Annotated in this window: 18 protein-coding genes; 7 read left to right on the forward strand and 11 right to left on the reverse strand. The window is 60.0% G+C overall.

Annotated elements, in window-relative coordinates; genetic code table 11:
- Positions 1-88 precede the first annotated feature (88 nt).
- Positions 89-535 carry a hypothetical protein gene (locus tag B145_RS0102515; RefSeq protein ID WP_157288235.1) on the forward strand — a complete coding sequence of 149 codons (447 nt, stop codon included), beginning with the start codon at positions 89-91 and terminating at the stop codon, positions 533-535.
- Between the two features lie 125 nt (positions 536-660).
- Positions 661-1,947, forward strand: a complete 1,287-nt coding sequence (locus tag B145_RS0102520; RefSeq protein ID WP_018604961.1) for a peptidase U32 family protein — start codon at positions 661-663, stop codon at positions 1,945-1,947.
- Here the strand turns inward: B145_RS0102520 and B145_RS28500 are convergent.
- Entirely contained in the window at positions 1,878-2,234 is a 357-nt protein-coding gene (locus tag B145_RS28500) for a hypothetical protein (RefSeq protein WP_157288236.1), read from the reverse strand. The genes B145_RS0102520 and B145_RS28500 overlap by 70 nt on opposite strands.
- 164 nt (positions 2,235-2,398) lie before the next feature.
- Here B145_RS28500 and B145_RS0102525 point away from each other — a divergent pair, with 164 nt between their 5' ends.
- Positions 2,399-3,865: an aminotransferase-like domain-containing protein gene (locus B145_RS0102525; protein ID WP_026258757.1), complete on the forward strand. Its 1,467-nt coding sequence runs from the start codon at positions 2,399-2,401 to the stop codon at positions 3,863-3,865.
- Positions 3,866-3,895: 30 nt separating this feature from the next.
- Here B145_RS0102525 and B145_RS0102530 read toward each other — a convergent pair whose 3' ends face one another.
- The 3 genes from B145_RS0102530 to B145_RS0102540 form a co-directional block, all read right to left on the reverse strand.
- On the reverse strand, positions 3,896-4,699 hold the full coding sequence (locus tag B145_RS0102530; protein WP_018604965.1) for an alpha/beta hydrolase: 804 nt from the start codon (positions 4,697-4,699) through the stop codon (positions 3,896-3,898).
- A gap of 257 nt (positions 4,700-4,956) precedes the next feature.
- Positions 4,957-7,857, reverse strand: a complete 2,901-nt coding sequence (locus tag B145_RS29200; RefSeq protein WP_026258758.1) for an HD domain-containing phosphohydrolase — start codon at positions 7,855-7,857, stop codon at positions 4,957-4,959.
- 51 nt (positions 7,858-7,908) lie between these two features.
- The gene (locus tag B145_RS0102540) at positions 7,909-8,793 is read right to left on the reverse strand and encodes a LysR substrate-binding domain-containing protein (RefSeq protein ID WP_018604969.1); all 885 of its coding nucleotides are present in this window, start codon (positions 8,791-8,793) and stop codon (positions 7,909-7,911) included.
- Positions 8,794-8,904: 111 nt separating this feature from the next.
- On the opposite strand from B145_RS0102540, the gene trpB reads away from it, so the two are divergent.
- Together trpB and trpA are read left to right on the forward strand one after the other, a co-directional pair.
- Complete coding sequence (gene trpB / locus B145_RS0102545; RefSeq protein WP_018604972.1) at positions 8,905-10,122, forward strand: tryptophan synthase subunit beta; 1,218 nt, start codon at positions 8,905-8,907, stop codon at positions 10,120-10,122.
- The gene (gene trpA / locus B145_RS0102550) at positions 10,119-10,904 is read left to right on the forward strand and encodes a tryptophan synthase subunit alpha (RefSeq protein ID WP_018604973.1); all 786 of its coding nucleotides are present in this window, start codon (positions 10,119-10,121) and stop codon (positions 10,902-10,904) included. The genes trpB and trpA overlap by 4 nt, the downstream gene beginning before the upstream one ends.
- Before the next feature lie 110 nt (positions 10,905-11,014).
- On the opposite strand, the gene B145_RS0102555 is transcribed toward trpA, so the two are convergent.
- Positions 11,015-12,406, reverse strand: coding sequence for a DUF805 domain-containing protein (locus B145_RS0102555; RefSeq protein WP_157288237.1), 1,392 nt, complete (start codon positions 12,404-12,406; stop codon positions 11,015-11,017).
- A gap of 267 nt (positions 12,407-12,673) precedes the next feature.
- Entirely contained in the window at positions 12,674-12,976 is a 303-nt protein-coding gene (locus tag B145_RS24165; protein WP_157288238.1) for a hypothetical protein, read from the reverse strand.
- A 165-nt stretch (positions 12,977-13,141) separates the two neighbouring features.
- Between B145_RS24165 and B145_RS0102565 the strand changes: the two genes are divergently transcribed.
- Together B145_RS0102565 and B145_RS0102570 are read left to right on the forward strand one after the other, a co-directional pair.
- Complete coding sequence (locus B145_RS0102565) at positions 13,142-13,456, forward strand: DUF4124 domain-containing protein (RefSeq protein ID WP_083917574.1); 315 nt, start codon at positions 13,142-13,144, stop codon at positions 13,454-13,456.
- 47 nt (positions 13,457-13,503) lie between these two features.
- Positions 13,504-13,911 carry a YchJ family protein gene (locus tag B145_RS0102570; protein ID WP_018604980.1) on the forward strand — a complete coding sequence of 136 codons (408 nt, stop codon included), beginning with the start codon at positions 13,504-13,506 and terminating at the stop codon, positions 13,909-13,911.
- Between the two features lie 8 nt (positions 13,912-13,919).
- Here the strand turns inward: B145_RS0102570 and queC are convergent, their stop codons facing one another.
- From queC to tolB, 5 genes are all read right to left on the reverse strand, one after another.
- A complete protein-coding gene (queC, locus tag B145_RS0102575) occupies positions 13,920-14,600 on the reverse strand; it encodes a 7-cyano-7-deazaguanine synthase QueC (RefSeq protein WP_018604981.1) in 681 nt (226 codons plus the stop codon).
- 27 nt (positions 14,601-14,627) lie between these two features.
- Positions 14,628-15,278, reverse strand: coding sequence for a 7-carboxy-7-deazaguanine synthase QueE (gene queE / locus B145_RS0102580; protein WP_018604982.1), 651 nt, complete (start codon positions 15,276-15,278; stop codon positions 14,628-14,630).
- A 4-nt stretch (positions 15,279-15,282) separates the two neighbouring features.
- Positions 15,283-16,083, reverse strand: a complete 801-nt coding sequence (gene ybgF / locus B145_RS0102585; protein ID WP_018604983.1) for a tol-pal system protein YbgF — start codon at positions 16,081-16,083, stop codon at positions 15,283-15,285.
- Between the two features lie 145 nt (positions 16,084-16,228).
- Positions 16,229-16,771, reverse strand: coding sequence for a peptidoglycan-associated lipoprotein Pal (gene pal, locus B145_RS0102590; protein WP_018604984.1), 543 nt, complete (start codon positions 16,769-16,771; stop codon positions 16,229-16,231).
- A 43-nt stretch (positions 16,772-16,814) separates the two neighbouring features.
- The gene (tolB, locus tag B145_RS0102595; protein ID WP_018604985.1) at positions 16,815-18,086 is read right to left on the reverse strand and encodes a Tol-Pal system beta propeller repeat protein TolB; all 1,272 of its coding nucleotides are present in this window, start codon (positions 18,084-18,086) and stop codon (positions 16,815-16,817) included.
- Positions 18,087-18,461 lie beyond the last annotated feature (375 nt).

The raw sequence follows: 18,461 nt of genomic DNA on the forward strand, positions 1-18,461 counted from the left end.
ATTAGGGGAAATGTCGCTTGACTAGCGAGACGGTATCTACGCAATACGCGTTGTAATTGTCCCAGCACGAAGAGATCGGTGTCATTGTATGGTGAGGGGCTTTATTTTCATCGCGAATCTGACAGGCAGGCATAAAAACTTATCTGTTATGGCTTCTTTTACTCGCATCTTTACTGTCAGCGCCTTGGCAGCTTGTTTCGGTCTGATTGCGGCACGGATCCCCAGTTTTGGTGAAGCCAGCCCCTCCTTTTCCTGGCTTGGGTTATGGGTGGGGATGGGGATTGTTCTGGTGGCATTCCTGCTTTCCCGCCTCTTTATTTCAGGCGCTGAGGCCAATTTCCAGCAGGGAACGCCGTTACAGCGGTTTTTGCTCCAGTTGGCGTTGATTTGCTTTCTGGCCGCATTGCTGCTTTTCGTTGCCATTCTTTACTCCCACTGGACCTGGCCTCGTTCCGTACTTCCAATGGCGGTTGGCTGTGGCGCAATATCCGTGTTGGTGGGTACGGTCATTGCGGCGCTTCGTCGCGGTGATTAGGCGGGTGAACATCGGGTGATCCTCGCAGATCACTCCATGCGTGGTGGTGCGAGTCGTCCTTGGCTGCCAGAATCCGGCGAATGTGGTAAAACGGATGATCCCCCACCCCTGTTTGTCTGTGCATCATGAACAAGAAAACTGAACTTCTGGCGCCGGCTGGTTCTTTGGCCATGCTGGATACGGCTTTGGCCTTTGGCGCCAATGCGATCTATGCGGGTCAGCCGCGCTATAGCCTGCGCGTGCGTAACAATGATTTTGGTGATTTGGCGGTACTCAAGAGCGGGATTGACCGCGTGCATGCGGCCGGGGGCCGTTTCTATCTGGTGTCCAACATCTATCCGCACGGGGCCAAGCTCAAGACCTATCTGCGCGATATGGCGCCGGTGATTGAGTTGAAGCCCGATGCGCTGATCATGTCTGACCCCGGCTTGATGATGATGGTGCGCGAGGCGTGGCCGGAGCAGGAAATCCACCTTTCGGTGCAGGCCAACACAGTGAATGCGGCGGCGGTGCAGTTTTGGGCACGCAATGGCGTGTCGCGGGTGATTCTGTCGCGTGAATTGTCGTTGGAAGAGATTGCGGACATCCGCCAAGCCTGCCCGGATACCGAGCTGGAGGTGTTCATCCACGGTGCGCTGTGCATTGCGTATTCCGGGCGCTGCCTGCTCTCAGGCTACATGAATCACCGCGACCCGAACCAGGGCACCTGTACCAATTCCTGCCGCTGGGATTTCAAGGTGCATGAGGGGCGCACCGAGCCGGGCGGAGATGTGTATCTGCTGGAAGAGCGCGAGCGCCGTGCAGGCAGCTATAACGTGATCGAGGAAGATGAACACGGCACCTACATCCTCAATTCCAAAGACCTGCGCGCCATTGAGCATGTGCAGCGGCTGGTGGAGATCGGTATCGATTCCTTGAAGATCGAAGGCCGCACCAAGAGCCCATATTACGTGGCGCGTACCTGCCAAGCCTATCGGCAAGCCATTGATGCTGCGCTGGCCGGGCGTGGGCTGGACCCGGCCTTGCTCGATTCCCTGGATGGGCTGGCGAATCGGGGCTACACGGGCGGCTTCTTTGCCCGCCACCAGGAAGCCAATGCCGGACGGGATGATAGCGAATACCAGAACTACGAACGCGGTACCTCGGAATCCGCCCGCAGCCTCTACGTGGGCGATGTGGTGGCCTTTGATGCGGTACGCGGGCTGGCCGAGGTGGAGGTGAAGAACCGCTTCGCCGTGGGCGATCGCCTGGAGATCGTCCAGCCCCAAGGCAATCGCGTACTCACGCTGGAGGCGATGGAGCACGCCGATGGCTTGGCCATGCCTATCGCACCGGGCAGTGGTCATCGCGTCTGGCTGCCACTGCCTGCCGATAGCGTGGGTGCCTTCCTGGCGCGCTTCATCAACGCTTGAAGTAGGCTGCGCAGGCGCCCGGCACATTGCCGGAGCAGCCCGGGTGGCGCGGGGCAGAGCACAAACCGGGTGGCGTGCGGGGCGGCAAGTTCATGCATCCCGGAGTCAGGCGTGGCCCACGCCTGCTCTGCCCCTAATTCCAGCGTGTGGGACCACACGGTGCCCGCCAGCGACTCGGTGGGCCTGCGCAGGATGAGGCCGCCTTCCAGTACCAGAAGGACGGCGCCTTGCCTCAGCCAGACGCCCTGGCGTTGCCCGCTTTGCAGGTAATACTCGGTTTGGTCCATGTTTGTGCTCCGCTCTGTGTGTGGGGGATGCAGCACATCGTAGGCGGGCAACGCGAACCATAACAGGCACAGAAAATCCCACTCTGTACCGGAACAGAAGAAAGATTTATCCTCTGTTATGCCCGGTTTCGGGCAGATCTGTTACGGCTGCGGGGGACGGGCGCATGCGAACATCGGGTATGGAATCGACACCGCTGTACCAACAATTGGCGAATCATTACCGCGAGGCCATCGAATCCGGCAGCCTGTCTGCCGGGGAACGCTTTGCGTCAGTGCGCATGCTGATGGCACGCCATGCGGTGAGCTTGTCGACCGCGTTGCAAGTGTGCCGCCATCTGGAAGCCAAGGGCTGGCTGGAGGCGCGGCCACGCTCGGGCTACTTCGTCTGTCATCCACGCAGCCTGCGTACACCGCAACTGGAAGAACCCCGGGCGGACCAGCCGTTGGATGCCGCACAGTACGTGGGCATCCATGCGCGTGTGTCGGCTTACATTGCGCGGGGGCAACTGGCGCCGATCAAGGTGAATTTCTCGGGTGCGCGGGCCGCGCCGGAGCTGTACCCCGCCGCCGCCTTGGCGCGTGCCACCATGCGGGCGCTGCGCCAGCAGCCGGATATGTTCGGGCGGGTGGCCCCTCCTGCGGGCAATCTGGCATTTCGCAGTGTGTTGGCACGCCGTGCGCTGGAGTGCGGCATGGTGTTGGCGCCGGAAGAGATTCTGGTTACACAGGGCTGCATCGAGGCGCTCAATTTCGCCTTGCGTGCTGTGACTCAGCCGGGGGATATTGTGGCGGTAGAGTCCCCCACCTTCTACGGCCTGCTGCAGATACTGGAAACGCTGGGCCTGCGCGCACTGGAAATCCCCACCAGCCCGCAGACTGGCATCTCCATTGAAGCCTGCGAGCTGGCCTTGCGTAGCGAGTCGGGCATCAAGGCTATCGTGGTGGTGCCCTATCTGCAGAACCCACTGGGCAGCATTATGCCGGATGAGAACAAGGCGCGGCTCGTCGAGTTATGTTCCCAGCATCAGGTGGCGTTGGTTGAGGATGATACCTACAGTGCGCTGGCGGACGTGGCCATGCAGCGCCGCGCCATCAAGAGCTGGGACCGTGATGGCAGCGTGATCCACTGCGCATCCCTGCACAAGATTCTGGCGCCCGGCCTGCGCTTGGGCTGGATGGCGGCGGGGCGCTGGCAAGCGCGGGTCGAGATGCTCAAATACGCCCAAAGCCGCAATAACGATACCTTGCCTCAACTGGCTGCAGCCGATTTCATGGGCTCGGCCGCCTATGACCGCCACCTGCAGCGGCTGCGCGCCCGGCTGCGCGAGCAACGCAGCCGCACCGCCGAGGCCGTGGCACGTTACTTCCCGTCCGGCACCCGCATGAATACTCCCGCCGGAGGGCTGCCGCTGTGGGTGGAGCTGCCTCGTGGGGTATCCTCCGACGCCTTGTTTGATGCAGCACTGGCTGAAAACATATTGATATCGCCAGGGCTGATGTATTCCAATACCATGCGCTACGAAAACTTTGTGCGCATCAACTGTGGCTTGCCGTATTCCGATGGCGTTGATGATGCATTGCGACGTCTGGGTGAGATCGCAACATTGGCGGCCAAGCGGGGCAAACGCTGAGCGTGTGCCTGTTTGCACAGGCCTGCGGGATCATGCTGTTGGGGTTTCAACGGCAGGGAAGAAGTGCTGCAATGATTTCTCCAGTGCCTCGTTGAAGAACACCCAGTCATGTTTGCCCGCCCAAGACTCGAATGCCATATCGAGTTGCAGCGCATCCATGTCCTGTTTGAAGCGCTGGTTATCGGCGCAGAAATAATCTTCACTGCCGCAGGCCAGATAGATCTGGGGCTGATTCGGCATGGTTTTGGCGCGGGCGGCCAAGGCGGTGATTTCGTCCTCTTCTCGCCATATCAGCGCCGGGCTGAAGATCGCCTCGAAATCATTCAGGAGCCGCTCACCATACACCGAGCGGAATACCGAATTGTTGCCATGGGTGCGCTGGCGCTCCAACCCCTCCTTGAGATACAGGCTGGCCGAAGAGAACGCGGCACACCAGGCGTATTGTTCAGGCCGCGAGAGCGCGCACTTGAGTGCACCGTAACCACCCATCGAGGCACCGATGACGCCGGTATCCTCCCGGCGGGAAGATACCTGGAAGACGTTGCGCACGATCTGCGGCAATTCATCTACCACGTAACTGAAGAATTTCTGCCCGAACTGCATGTCATTATAGAAACTGCGGGCAACTTCGGGCATTACGAAGACCAGATCATGCTGCTCTGCGTATACCGGAAGCATGGTGTAATCCAGCCAGTCACCACTTCTGCCGCACAGGCCGTGGAGCAGATAGGCGACCTTGCCGAGCGGCTGGCGCAGCCGGTTGTTGGGGATGAGGACGGTAAGGTTGGTCTCCATCTCCAGCGTGGTGGAGAAAAATGTGCCGCGCAATATCATGTGCTGAACCCTGGAATGCTGTATGTACTTGTGCGGAAGAAGCTGTGTCACGTCCGCTTAGGCCATATTGTCCAACGGCGGCCCGCGTTGGTGAACAGGTTGTTGCATGCAGACTGTGGGTATGATCAAAGATAGGGCACATATCTATGGTCAATAGGCGCCTGCCAGCTGGTGGCGCGACTGTCTTGCCCCGGTCCTCCACTGCCCTTGAGCAATGCCATACACAGGATCAGCTCACTGAGCGAGGCGCCGACGGGTTATGTACTTTTAGCCTGCGCCCGTAGTGCGTCGATATCGATAGTGTCGATCTGTTCCGGTTTGAGGAAACGGTTGGCATAGTCCTGATACACGCCCGAAGTGAGGAATATCTCGAATATGTCCCCGTCAAGATGTTGTTCGTGGACCATGCGGGCCATGATTTGCAGGGATTCCGATAAGGTCTTGGCGGATTTGTAGGGGCGGTCGGCTGCGGTGAGTGCTTCAAATACATCGGCAACCGCCATGATCCGCGCGGGTACGCTCATCTGCTCGCGCTTCAAGCCTTTCGGATAGCCGCGACCATCCATGCGCTCGTGGTGCCCACCGGCGATTTCCGGCACATTGCGCAGGTGGCGCGGGAAGGGCAGGCGCCCCAACATGATGATTGTCTGGACGATGTGTTCGTTGATGATGTAGCGCTCTTCATCGGTGAGCGTGCCCCGGCTGACCGACAGGTTATGCACTTCTCCCCGGTCGAATTTGTGTTCCGGCACACGCATGCAAATGCCCCAGGGGTTGTCCGGGGGGATCAGGTCCTTGGCAGGGCGCTCCACGATATGCTGGGGCTTGTCGGCCAGCAGCAGCTCGGTGGCGGGCAGCGTGGGGGCGGGAATCGGCGCCAGCACCCGCTGTTCTTCGAGCGAGAGGCCCAGGCGATCATCCAGGGTGCGTTGCCAGGTGCGCGTGGCAATCTCGTACAGGCGGGCGATCTTGTCTGGGTCGAGGAATTCGCCACCCACATTGCATGAAGCCACGAATGCAAATTCTTCATCTAGTTTGCGCCATGTGGTGTCGAGTTCGGCGCGTGCCTGTTCTTGTTCAGAGGCAGTCGGGTTGGTTTTGAGGAAGGCAATTTCTGCATCGCGTTTGAGCACTTCGAAGCGCATGCGGATTTCATGAACGCGGTTATAGATTGTCTCAAGCTTGGTGGCTTTGTCGACGACATATTCCGGTGTCGTGACCTTGCCGCAATCGTGGAGCCACGAGCCGATATGGATCGCTTCACGGTCTTCGTCGTTGAGGTGGTAGTCCTTGAAGGGGCCCTGCTTGCTCTCATGCACAGCTTCAGCCAGGGCACGGGTGATCTGTGGTACGCGTTGGCAATGCCCGCCGGTATAGGGGCTCTTGGCGTCGATTGCACCGGCAATAATCTGGATCAAGCCTTCGAGCAATTGCTTTTGGCTGTCGACAAGGTGGCGGGTGGCAATGGCCACGGCGGCCGTGGAAGACAGGGCCTCGATGAACGCCCGCAGTGGATCGCGTCGCCCTTTGTGGCTTTGCAGTGGGCGGGGTAATTCCAGCACCAGTGCGCCAACAAACTCCTTCTCGAAGGTTTCCAGCGCGACGGCGATGAGTTCCGGCCCGTCGGTATAGGCGATGCCGACCACGCTGTGCTCGCGGGTCACGCGTGCGGCCGGGTGCTCCAGCGCAATAGAGCAGTCTATGCTAACGGGGTAATTGCTCTCGTCCCCGTTGTGGGCGCGTAGTTGGGCGCGCTTCAGGCAGCGGCTATCTTCGTCATACAGGTAGAGGGCGCCGGAGTGGGCATGGGTGCTGACGGCCACATCGTTGAGCACTACTTCGAGCAGGCTCTCCAGCCGGGTTTCGGAATTGAGCGCGGCACTTACATTGAGGAAACGCGCGATGGTTCCGCGCATCTGTGAGGCCGCACTGGCCAGCAGGTCGACCTCCGCGATATGGGAGCGGTTGAGCTTACCGGGGCCGAATTCAAAGGTGGCCACGGCGTGGGCATCATCAGCCAGATCCTTGAGGGGGCGTACCAGTTGCTGGGTCAGCCAGAAGCCACCGGGAATCGAGAGCAGGATGACTGCCAGGGTGATGAACAACTGGCGATGCAGCAAGGTTTGTGCCTTCAGGAAGAGTTCATCCTGAGGGACCGCCATGAGAACACGCAACGTGTGGCCTGCCGCAGCATTGATGAGCGGAATGGAGATCAGCTCCCAGTCTTTTCCGTTGATGGACTGGGCGGTACGGACCACGCCTGCCTTGTCCAAGCTTGCGGCAGCTTGTAGGGGCGCCAAACCCAGCTGCCGGATATTGGCCATTCGTGGGCTGCCGTCGGGATTGCGAAAAACGGCTTTGCTCAGGTCTTCCACGGCTACGACATTGGAATTTTCATCGATGATGGCGACCTGGGAACCCTTGGTCATTTTGAGGCCACTTGTCTCCTGGGCAAGGTTTTCCAGTGTGGCATCCAGGCCAATGACCGCTTTACCATCGGCACTACGTTGCGAGAGGGTGGCTCCAATGGCTTGGCGGGTAAAGAAGATATAGGGGGCGGTGATTGAAGCGCCTTCGCTGGATAGCGCATTGGCATACCATGCGCGGGTGCGTGGGTCAAAGCGGTAGCCGGGGAGAACTTCTTGGCGCAGGATGGCCCCGGCGGCACTGTAGAAATAATACTCACCTAGAAAACTTCCGTCGTTGCGGCGGGTGATGCTTTGTACCAGCATGGCAGCGGTTGCGGGGGCATTTGTGACTTTGCGCATGGCTGCGTCGCGCAAGGGGCGGAAAAGAATGAAATCCCCATTCGGGTAACCTACGTACCACGCGTCCAGCAGTGGGTTGGAGCTCAGTACGGTGCGCGCCATGGGCAGCGCATTGATCCGCTCGGCAAGGGTAGTGGCCTGGGTGATCGGGTGGTAGGCGAGCAGTTCGAGTTGGTTTTTGGCGGGCAGCAGAATGCCCCGGATCTTGTCCTTCAGGGCCGTGGAAACATGCTGGATGGATTCATTGACCGTCGTGGAGATGACTTGGCGGGTATTGTGGTAGGACGTAAAAGCCAGCGCAAACGCCACCAGCAGCAATAGCAGGGTGGAGCCGCCTGCCATCACGACATGCAGTGGAACTTTCAGGTGACGCCGCTCCGCCCGATCCATGGTCAGCCCCTTCTGTGCGCGCTACTTCAGCCTGTCATAGATTACAGGATACTAGCTTGCGGAGGTGAGTGCAGCCTCCAGCAACCATTGGTGCAAGGTTTGCAGGGCGGCTTCGTTTGCCCGGCGGGTGGCGATGCATAGGGTGAAGTAGGCCCCGCATGGTACGAAGCCCAGTGGTGCCAGCAGGCGGCCCTGGGCAATATCCCGCTCGACCAGCAGTTGGGGCGCAATGCCGATGCCCAGCCCGCTGGCGGCAGCTTCCAGCATCAGGGGCAGATGATCGAAATGCCTGCCTGTCGTCAGGTGGGCAGGGTCGATGTGCTGCGCCCGTGCCCAGTCTGCCCAGGCTTCTTTGCGTGAGGCCGTATGCAACAAAGTTTGCCCCTGCAAGGCGCTAGCTGTGGTGGGGATGTTGGGCCAGGTGGGGGCGCATACTGGGCCCACCGCCTCTGCCAGTAGTGGGGTGGCCTGAATCTCACGCGGCCAGGGCGCATGGCCGCTGATGACCAGGGCGTCCACCCGGCGGCTGGCCAGTTCAGCCAGATCGGCGCCGGTTTGCAGGCGCAGCCGGATGTTGGGGTGGCGGGCTTCGAAATGTTCCAGACGCGGGATCAGCCAGTTTGCCAGGAAGCTGCCTGGAGCACCCAGGGTGAGTTCGGTGGCCTGCGGGTGATGCGCAATTTCTGCGCAGCGTGCCTCAAGCATATCCAGCGCCTGAGCGGTGGTCTGTTGCAGACGCTGGCCTGCCTCGGTCACCTTGACGCCATCGGCATGGCGGGTGAACAGTGGCTGGCCCAGCCAATCTTCCAGCTGGCGGATCTGATGGCTCACCGCACCGTGGGTCACGCAGAGTTCTTCTGCCGCAGCAGAGAAGCTTAGGCAGCGTGCGGCAGCGTCGAAACTGCGCAGGGCATTGAGTGGGGGCAGGCGTCGCATCGCTTACTCTTGATGTGAAATTAATTCACAGATAGATGCCAGAATATATCGATTTATAGACGATTTGTTCATGGTTAAGCTGAAAAAACAGTTCACACCCTGGAGCGAATCATGGAAACCCAGACCACGCCTTATTGCGGCGAAGGGCCGGATGCAGCCGGGCTGTTCGGGCGTTTTGGTGGCGCCTACATGCCTGAGACCCTCATGCCTGCGCTCGATGCGCTTACCCGTGCATTTGAGGCCGCGATTGCCGATCCGGCGTTCTGGAGCGCCTACCGTGGCATTTTGAGTGATTACGTTGGGCGGCCCAGTCCGCTGTTTCTGGCCGAGCGCCTGAGTGCCGCACTGGACGGGGCGCAGATCTACCTCAAGCGGGAAGACCTGAACCATACTGGCGCCCACAAGATCAACAACTGCGTCGGCCAGATCCTGCTCGCTCAGCGCATGGGCAAGCGGCGGGTGATTGCTGAGACCGGCGCAGGCCAGCATGGCGTGGCCACCGCCACGGTTTGCGCTCTCTTCGGGCTGGAATGCGCGGTCTACATGGGGGCGGAAGACATGGCCCGGCAGGCGGCCAACGTGCGCCGCATGCGCCTGTTGGGGGCCGAAGTGCGCGCCGTGCATGCTGGCACCGCCACGCTCAAGGATGCCATGAACGAAGCCCTGCGCGACTGGATCACCAACGTGGGGGACACCTACTATCTGCTCGGTACTGGGGCCGGGCCTCACCCCTACCCCCGTCTGGTGCGCGAATTCCAGCGCATCATCGGCATCGAGACCCGCGAACAGATCCTGACCAAGACCGGGCGCCTGCCCGATGCCATGGTTGCCTGCGTGGGGGGCGGGTCGAATGCGATTGGCTTCTTCCACCCCTTCCTGGCAGAACCTGCCGTGCGTTTCTACGGCGTGGAAGCCGGTGGCCTGGGCCTTGTCAGTGGCAAGCATGCTGCCTGTTTGGGGGCGGGCAGCCCAGGCGTGCTGCATGGCAATCTCACCTACCTGTTGCAGGATGGTGATGGCCAGATCATCAATGCCTACTCGATTTCCGCCGGGCTGGATTACCCCGGCGTGGGCCCGGAACACGCCCTGCTGCATGAATGCGGCCGGGTGAAGTACGAATCCGCCACCGATGCCGAGGCGCTGGACGCCTTCCACTGGCTGGCGCGCCTGGAAGGCATTCTCCCTGCACTGGAAAGTGCCCATGCGCTCGCCTTTGCACGCAAGCTCGCCCCTACGCTGGGGCGCGACCAGAACCTCGTCGTCTGCCTCTCCGGGCGAGGCGACAAGGATGTCGACACCGTGATCGCCCATCAGGAGGCTGCACAATGAACCGTATCGACCATACCCTCGCACGCCTGCGCCAACGCCCCCGCAGCGCCCTGGTGAGCTACTTCACCGCCGGAGACCCCGACTTCGCCACCAGCCTGCGCCTGCTGCAAGGCCTGGGTGCAGCCGGGGCCGACCTGATCGAACTGGGGCTACCCTTCAGCGACCCGGTTGCCGATGGCCCCGCCATCCAGGCTGCCCACATCCGCGCCCGCGCTGCCGGACAAACCGCTGCCCGTACCCTGGAACTGGTGCAGGCGCTGCGCCAGAGCGACGCGCAGACGCCGGTGATCCTGATGGGTTATCTCAACCCGGTGATGCAATATGGCGCCGCAGGTTTCATGCAGGATGCTGCCCGGGCGGGCGTGGATGGCCTGATTCTCGTCGATTTACCTGTCGAGCATATGGCGCCCTACCATCAACTGGCGCAGGAAGCGGGGCTGCACCTGATCCGCATGACCGCTCCTACCAGCGATGACGTACGGCTGGAAAAGGTGCTCCAGGGGGCCACGGGCTTCGTCTACCACGTCACCCTTACCGGTACGACCGGGGCCGCAAGCTGTACCGCCGCGCAGGTGGAAACCGCACTGGCGCAGGTGCGCCGCCACACCACCCTGCCGCTGGCGGCGGGCTTTGGCATCCGCACCCCCGTCCAGGTGCGCGAACTGGCAGGTGTGGCCGAGCTGATCGTGGTCGGCTCGCGGCTGGTGGAAGTGCTGGCCGCGCAGGGCGTAGAAGCCGCCCTGGCTGAAGTTCAAGCGTTGGCGGCCGCCTTGCGGGGGTGATAAACCATGCGTTTGGGATGGATTGATGTGCTTGCGCATGGAGCGCGATAGCACATCAATCTCCTTCTTTACGCCCCAAGATGGCGTTGTGCCAGATTGCCTGAACAGGTTCAGTGCAGCATTTGTAGCTTCTGGAACGCGCCGGAGTCCGCAATGCGCAGAATCAGATGGGCGCTGATCAGGATCAGGAAAATCAGGTTACCCCACAATGCCCGCGTGCTGCATGCCGCAGGCGCCGGGCCGAAGCGGTTATCCGAAGATTGACCAGACATGACCGCCAGCATGATGAATATGATGATTTCTATCAAGACAATCAATAGGACCAGGAGTGTTCCAACCCCGCCGAGTTGCAAGCTTGAGGCCATCAAGACCCGAATCATGGTGAGGATGCCGTAGAGAATCAGCCAGCGACCACTCATTCCTATGTCATGAATGCGTGCGAGGAACAACTGCAAGGTGTAGCCAGTAACCAGAAAGTTGGCTGCAGCAAATGTGATGGGTGATGCTCCGAACAAGCGAAGAAAGAAACCCAGGATAAAAATGTTGAACAGGCTGAACGCGACCCAGATACTCAGAACGCTGAAAATGCGTGACAAGAAGAAAACCCGGTTGGCACGTATGCCGGGGGCGTACCATTCAAACGGTTTGCCAATCGCGCTTGGCGTCCAGCCATACTTGTTGCGCCCTGCTGAGGGCAGGACTGCAAGTAGTAGTACGCCACACTGGAGCAGATTGAGCCCCATGTGGGTGCCGAAAGTCTTGCCGCAGAATCCACAAAGAGCCACGTAGGCGACGGCCAGAAAGCCGGGGAGCCCCAGGTCATGCAGGCGCAGTGCAGAGACACGGGTCAGCTGGAAGACAAAGAATGCGCAGGCCAGCAGGCTGAATAGTCCGGGGTCCGGAATTTTCGCCCCAGCCAGGAGTGCAATGAATTTTTCTCCATGAAAAATATCCTGTATCAGGTAGGCGCCAAAGGTGGCCAGCAGGTAGTGGGCTGGATTCATGCGCCCAAAGAAGCTCAGCCCCCAGAGTGTGGTGCGGTCGGTGGAGTCGTCGGGTGTCTCTGTTACCTGCGGCGGCGCCTGCACTGGTTGGGGGGCTGCGGCTGGCTTGGGTTGCGCTGTTTTGCCCAGGCACACACTGCAGGGCTGCCCGGCCAGGCGCATGGAACCACAGCGTGGGCAGATGTGTTCAGCCGCGTTGTTTGGGCGGGGTTGTGTGGCCTGTTGGGCTTGTGTGTCTTGTGAAGCACTTGGCGTTGTGGCGGGCGCCGTGTGGCTTGTGTCGGGTTCTACGGCGACATCCATGCCGATCTTGCGCAGTTGGGCGAGATAGTGCGCAGCTTTCTCCAGTGGTAAACCCTGTTTGAGGGTGACCGGGCCGCCCCGGAAGACTGCGTTGAGCTGGGCCGCACTGAACGCCCCGCGTTGTTCCAGCAGGCTGCGTACTTGGGATTCTTCAAAGCCCGGCAGACACTGACCACTGAACCTGATCTTGAACACCGCTGCATCCATACTCACCCACCCCGATTTGACTACTATTATTTGTAAGCATTTTCGAGGGATTGTAACTGGTCAGCATGCAGCTATGTGGTAATGCGTCACACCTGCGCATGGGCAAGGCTTTTGTCTGACTTCCTACAAACAATGCTACCTCTCACGGCAGGCTTTAGCCTCCGCCCAGATACGCGAACTGACAGGTGCGGCAGAGCCAATCGGGGTCAGTTCGCGTCTGGTTGAAATACAAAGGCAGCTGCTTTGCGGGGATGATCAGTTGTCCTCGTGATGCTTGCGGATGTTGTTGATCTCGTTGGTCATCGAGTCAAAATCATGCAGGATTTGGCGTTCTTCTTTGTTGAGTGTGCTGCGATCCAGGTGTTCGACCAAAACAGTCATCATGCGAAGCAGGCGTCCCAACTGCCGTCCATAACTCCAATGAACGATGATGCCTTCTTCCAGAACGGGGTTTTGACTGCCACTGAGGTTGACGTTGATGAGGCCGAACTGCCCCATTGACCGCATCCATTGGAATACGTCGCCAGACCACGGAGAAGCAAGCTTGGTTGTGCTCATGATAGGAGCCTCCCAGAAGTATTACGCCCTCAGCATGGTTCGATTTTTCAGTTTTGCCAGTTGGTCGAGCCTTCAGGGTATGCATTTGACAGGTTGCGTTAATTTGCGAAAAACCCGGATAAAGAAGGATAATATTCCGCTTCGATTGTGATGGCGGGATAGGCCTTGAAAGCTTGGCTGATAGTGTTGCTACTTGTAGTGGCGGGGGTGGCCTGGAGCCAGGACTGGTTGCGCCCTGCGCGCTGGCGTGAGGTGGTGAGCCAGCCTGAGGTGGTCTATCGCTGGAAGGATGAGCGTGGCCAGTGGGCTTACGGCACCCAGCCTCCGGCGGGCAAGAAGGCCGAGCGCGTGCGCGCTGAGGACAAGATGAGTGTGGTGGAGGCCCCCGCCGTCAAACCCGTATCCGCGCCTGATCCTGCCGCCAGCAATATCGAAGAGATGCGCCGCAAGATGATGGATAAGGCTATCGACGGGCAATAATTCCATTTCTAACCTGCGTGATCGTATTGATCTGGAAACGGAATAGCATGAGCAAGAAGAACAAGGCGGGGGCGTTGGAGCCGTGCCCCTGCGGATCAGGCAGCGGTTATGCGCAATGCTGCGCGCCCTACCATGGCGGTTTGCCTGCGTCTACGCCAGAAGCATTGATGCGCTCGCGCTACAGCGCATATGCCATGGGCTTATCTGATTATCTCTTGGCAAGCTGGTATGCTGGTACCCGCCCGGAAACCCTGGATCTTTCCGATCCGCCGACCAAATGGATCGGTTTGCAGGTGCTGGGCGCGCAGATGCAGGACGCTAGCCACGGCACCGTGGAGTTTGTGGCCCGCTGCCGTATCAACGGGCGGGCTGAGCGCATGCACGAAGCGAGTCGCTTTGTGAAGGAAGGCGGGCGCTGGTACTACGTGGATGGGGATTTTCCCAGCGCAGCCTGAACAGGTTCTCAGGCGTAGGGGGTGGGGTCTGCCAGCCCGGCTGTGACGAAACCGGCGCTGCGCAGGCGGCAGGCATCGCACTGGCCACAGGCACGGCCTTGGTCGTCGGCCTTGTAGCAGGAGACGGTCATGCCGTAATCCACGCCCAGCGCGGTGCCACGCTGCACGATCTCGGCCTTGGAGAGCTTGATCAGCGGCGCGTGGATATGCATCTTGGCGCCTTCCACCCCGACCTTGGTCGCCAGATTCGCCATTGCCTCATAGGCGGCGATGAATTCCGGGCGGCAATCCGGGTAGCCCGAGTAATCCACCGCGTTGACCCCCACGTAGATGTCATTGGCGCCCAGCACTTCAGCCCAGCCCAGGGCCAGCGAGAGCATCACGGTGTTGCGCGCAGGCACATAGGTCACGGGGATACCACCGGCTTGAACACCGCTGGTGGGGACTTCGATGGTGGCATCCGTTAGGGCTGAGCCACCGAATTGCCCCAGGTCGACATGGGCCAGACGATGTTCGCGCGCGCCCAGTGCTGCAGCTACGCGGCGTGCAGCGGCCAGTTCGGCGGCATGGCGTTGGCCATAGGCGACCGACAGGGCGTAGGTTTCAAATCCCTCGGCACGGGCAATGGCGAGGCAGGTGGCGGAGTCCAGGCCGCCGGAGAGCAGGACGACAGCGCGTGGTGCGGGCATGACGATTTCCGGTTCCGGTGAAAATGTTCAGACGCCGGTGCGATTGCCCCAGATCACACGGTGCATCTGCAACTGCATGCGCACCGGCAGGTGATCGCGGAGAATCCACTCGGCAAGTTTATGGGGCGGCAGCGTGCCTGCCACGGGTGAGAGCAGCACGGTGCAGCGTTGATGCAGATGATGCTCATGCAGCATCTCGCGGGCCCAGAGGTAGTCCTGCTCGTCGGAGATGATGATCTTCAGTTCATCGCTTGCGCGCAACAGCGGGATATTTTCCAGCCGGTTCTTGCTGACTTCGCCTGAGCCGGGGGCCTTCAAGTCCATGATCCGCGACACGCGTGGATTGACTTCGGCAATGTCCAGCGCGCCACTGGTTTCCAGCGACACAGAGTAGCCCGCGTCGCACAGGGCATGCAGCAAGGTCAGGCAATGCTTCTGGGCCAGTGGCTCGCCCCCGGTGACGCACACATAGGGTGTCTGGTGGCGGGCCACTTCGGCCAGGATCTCATCAATGCTGTGGTGGGTGCCGCCGGTAAAGGCGTATTCCGTATCACACCAACTGCAACGCAGCGGGCACCCGGTGAGGCGTACAAAAACCGTGGGCAGCCCGGCACGCGTCGATTCCCCTTGCAGGGAATAGAAAATCTCACTGATGCGCAAACGCGGGGGGCTGCTCATGGGCTTACTTCTTCTTCAAACGTTGCTTGGCGACCTTGGCCGCTTCGCTATTGGGGTACTTGGCGATCAGCTTATCCAGTGCGGCACGTTCGGCCTTTGCGTCGCCCAGTTCTTTTTGAACGCCGGAGAGGCCCAACAGGGCATCCGGGGCGAGGATGTCATCCGGCCAGGTATTGGCAACCTTGGTGTAGGCGTCGCGTGCGCCTTCAAAGTCATGCGCCTTGACTAGGGATGCGCCCAGCCAGAAATTGGCCCCTGGCAGAAAACCGCTCTTGGGGTAATTCTTGATGAACTGTTTGAAGCCTGCGGCCGCATCGACATGCTTGCCGCCGCGCAGGGCGTTGATGGCAGCCTCATAGTCCCGGCTTTCCTGGGCAGGGTCTGATGAAGCGCTCTGGGCCGGGCCATCGGCCTTGGCACCCGGCGCCGATTGGCTGGTGGGGATGGCTCCGCCCTGCTGTAGCTGGGCCAGCGCGCCTTCCAGGCGACGCACCCGGTTATCCAGGTCGATATAGAAATCTTTTTGGCGCTTCTGGGTCTGGTCCGCGTCGTTGCTCAACACTTCGATCTGCCCCGTCAGGCGCGCCAGATCCTGGCGCAGCGCCTCAATCTGGGCAATTTGCCGGGTCTGGTTATTCAGCACCAGCTCATTTGAGGCTTCCACTTTTTGCAGACGGGTTTCAACATCCTGACGTGTCTGCTCGATCCGGCGGCGCGCTTCATCATCATCAAACAGCCCTGCATGGGCAGGCGGTAGCCAGGATAAGAGTGTCAGACAAGCGAGCAACGAGAGACGGTTTTTCAAGGCTGTTCTCCTGAAAACAGGGGCACAAGCGTGCAGATTACAATGCAGAACCCGGCCAGCAGAGCCTGCCCGCCTTGGGGCGGACACACTCCGGCTGTGCCGGGTGGGGCCAGGGGATTATCCCCTAGAGCAAACAACGGGCGGATTAGTATTCGCCGTTGTAGAGGATGTCGTCACGACGGTTTTCAGCCCAGGAGGCTTCGTCATGACCGGTTGCACGGGGCTTTTCCTTGCCCAGGCTGACGGCTTCAATCTGGCTGTCCTTGACGCCCAGCGTGGTCAAGGTTTGCTTGACGGCGTTGGCGCGCTTTTGGCCCAGGGCCAGGTTGTATTCGCTGGAGCCGCGTTCATCGGCGTTGCCTTGGACGAGCACCTTGGCGTCGCCATTGGCCTTCAGGAACTTGGCGTGAGCTTCAACCAGGGGCATGTAGTCGAGCTTGACTTCATACTTGTCGAAGTCGAAATACACGCTGCGCTTGGACAGGATGTTGTTCGGGTCCTTCAGCGCATCCCAAGGGTTAGCCTTCTTGGTGGTATCTGCAGCCTGGGTCACGGCGGGAGTCGTGGGGGTAGTGGTGGTTGCAGTGCCAGCAGTCGGGGTGGTCGGCGCGGCTTGTTCAGTCGGCGTCGTGGTACAAGCTGCCAACAAGGCAGACAGGATGACAGAGGCGAGAAGGGTTTTCTTCATAGTGTTCTCCGGACAGTAATTAAACAAGCGTCACACGGTCATTTTACTTGGCGAGCGGCCCCCATGCTGGTTCGCGAACATCGCCAACCTGGGCACTGCTCAGGCGCTGACGCACACGGCCATCAATGGATACTGTTGCCAATACACCACGGCCACCAACCTCGGTTGCATACAGGATGGTGCGCCCGTCGGGTGCAAAACTGGGCGATTCATCCTTGGCGGAATCAGTCAGGATCTGGGTCTGCTGCGTTGCCAGATCCTGCACGGTGACCTGGAACATGCCGTTGTTACGGGCGATATAGGCCAAGGTTTTTCCGTCAGGAGAGATGCGAGGGCTCACATTGTAACTCCCTTCGAAGGTTACGCGTTGCGCATTGCCCCCTTCGGCAGGAATCTTGTAGATCTGCGGGCTGCCGCCGCGATCTGAAGTGAAATAGATAGAGGCCCCATCGGGCGAGAAGACCGGCTCGGTATCGATCCCTGCTGAGGTGGTCAGGCGGCGCAGGCCCGAGCCATCGGCGTTGAGCAGATAGAGCTGCGACAGGCCATCCTTGGTCAGCGTAACGGCCAGCTTGCGGCCATCGGGCGACCAGGCCGGAGCAGAATTGGAGCCCTTGAAGTTGGCCAGCACAAAAGGCATCGAACTGCCCAGGGGGCGGACGTAGACGATAGGTTTCTTCTTCTCGAAGCTGACATAGGCGATGCGGCTACCGTCGGGCGACCAGGCGGGCGAGATGATGGGTTCGCCAGAGATCAGCGCGGCCTGCGGGTTTTGCCCGTCAGAATCATCCACCATCAGGCGGTAGCGTTTGCCTTGCCGTTCAATATAGGCGATGCGGGTCGAGAAAATGCCAGGCAGACCCGTCAGGCGCTGGTAGATGATGTCCGCGATCTGGTGCCCGGTGCGGCGGGCAGTCTCGGTACGAAAAGTAATGGCCTGGCCTTCGAGCTGGCTCTGCTTGGTGGTATCAAACAGGCGGAAGCGCACTTCCATGCGCCCATCGGCCAAGGAATTGACTGTGCCGAGCACCAGCGCGTCAGCACCACGGCCGCGCCATTGGCTGAAATCCGGGCTGGGGACTTCAGGTGCGGCGACCCCGGCAGTATCAATCAGCTTGAAGACACCACTACGGTTCAGGTCAAACTGGATGACTTCGCTGATCGCAGCGGGCAGCTTGTTTTCCCCCGCAAATGAGGCGACTGCGATGGGCAGGCGGTTGGCCCCTGCTCCTGAAATCTCAATGGTCAATTGAGCAAAACAAGCACTGCTGGCGATCAGGCTCAGCAGGCCCAAAAGAAATTTTCTGCGTAACATGGGTGGATTTTACCGTTCTCGCTCAATCGCGCAGTGGATCAAAAACAAGTTTTAGCGTTTTTTCAAAAACTTCTGGCAACAAAGGGCTTGGCAAAGGCGCGGAACGCAGGTTCGCGCATTTGACAGCAGTGCCTTGCTTTGAGTTCCGCAAAATTTGACTCAAGCGTAACGCACCAATGTTGCCATCTGGCAACAGCCCCCGCCCAAATGCATGCCGGTGGCTGTTGCTGCCGGGTGACAATGCCGACTGATTGTGAATTTTGACACGAATTGGCCCAAACCACACCTGTTTGCCGCCTCCCAAAGGAGCAGTTGCCCTGCCTGTCTGTGTGATCAGCCTAGTCAAGCCTAGCAGGGGTGCCGCGAAGAGTCTTT

It is taken from the genome of Uliginosibacterium gangwonense DSM 18521 (assembly GCF_000373965.1).
Taxonomy (GTDB): Bacteria; Pseudomonadota; Gammaproteobacteria; order Burkholderiales; family Rhodocyclaceae; genus Uliginosibacterium; species Uliginosibacterium gangwonense.

Bases quoted from the DNA above. Each gene is read 5' to 3' on its own strand.
- B145_RS0102530 (WP_018604965.1), bottom strand. From the start codon at position 4,699: ATGATATTGCGCGGCACATTTTTCTCCACCACGCTGGAGATGGAGACC.
- B145_RS28500 (WP_157288236.1), bottom strand. From the start codon at position 2,234: ATGGACCAAACCGAGTATTACCTGCAAAGCGGGCAACGCCAGGGCGTC.
- trpA (WP_018604973.1), top strand. From the start codon at position 10,119: ATGAACCGTATCGACCATACCCTCGCACGCCTGCGCCAACGCCCCCGC.
- pal (WP_018604984.1), bottom strand. From the start codon at position 16,771: ATGAAGAAAACCCTTCTCGCCTCTGTCATCCTGTCTGCCTTGTTGGCA.
- B145_RS29200 (WP_026258758.1), bottom strand. From the start codon at position 7,857: ATGGATCGGGCGGAGCGGCGTCACCTGAAAGTTCCACTGCATGTCGTG.
- tolB (WP_018604985.1), bottom strand. From the start codon at position 18,086: ATGTTACGCAGAAAATTTCTTTTGGGCCTGCTGAGCCTGATCGCCAGC.
- trpB (WP_018604972.1), top strand. From the start codon at position 8,905: ATGGAAACCCAGACCACGCCTTATTGCGGCGAAGGGCCGGATGCAGCC.
- B145_RS0102525 (WP_026258757.1), top strand. From the start codon at position 2,399: ATGCGAACATCGGGTATGGAATCGACACCGCTGTACCAACAATTGGCG.
- B145_RS0102570 (WP_018604980.1), top strand. From the start codon at position 13,504: ATGAGCAAGAAGAACAAGGCGGGGGCGTTGGAGCCGTGCCCCTGCGGA.
- B145_RS24165 (WP_157288238.1), bottom strand. From the start codon at position 12,976: ATGAGCACAACCAAGCTTGCTTCTCCGTGGTCTGGCGACGTATTCCAA.
- queC (WP_018604981.1), bottom strand. From the start codon at position 14,600: ATGCCCGCACCACGCGCTGTCGTCCTGCTCTCCGGCGGCCTGGACTCC.
- B145_RS0102515 (WP_157288235.1), top strand. From the start codon at position 89: ATGGTGAGGGGCTTTATTTTCATCGCGAATCTGACAGGCAGGCATAAA.
- queE (WP_018604982.1), bottom strand. From the start codon at position 15,278: ATGAGCAGCCCCCCGCGTTTGCGCATCAGTGAGATTTTCTATTCCCTG.
- B145_RS0102520 (WP_018604961.1), top strand. From the start codon at position 661: ATGAACAAGAAAACTGAACTTCTGGCGCCGGCTGGTTCTTTGGCCATG.
- B145_RS0102540 (WP_018604969.1), bottom strand. From the start codon at position 8,793: ATGCGACGCCTGCCCCCACTCAATGCCCTGCGCAGTTTCGACGCTGCC.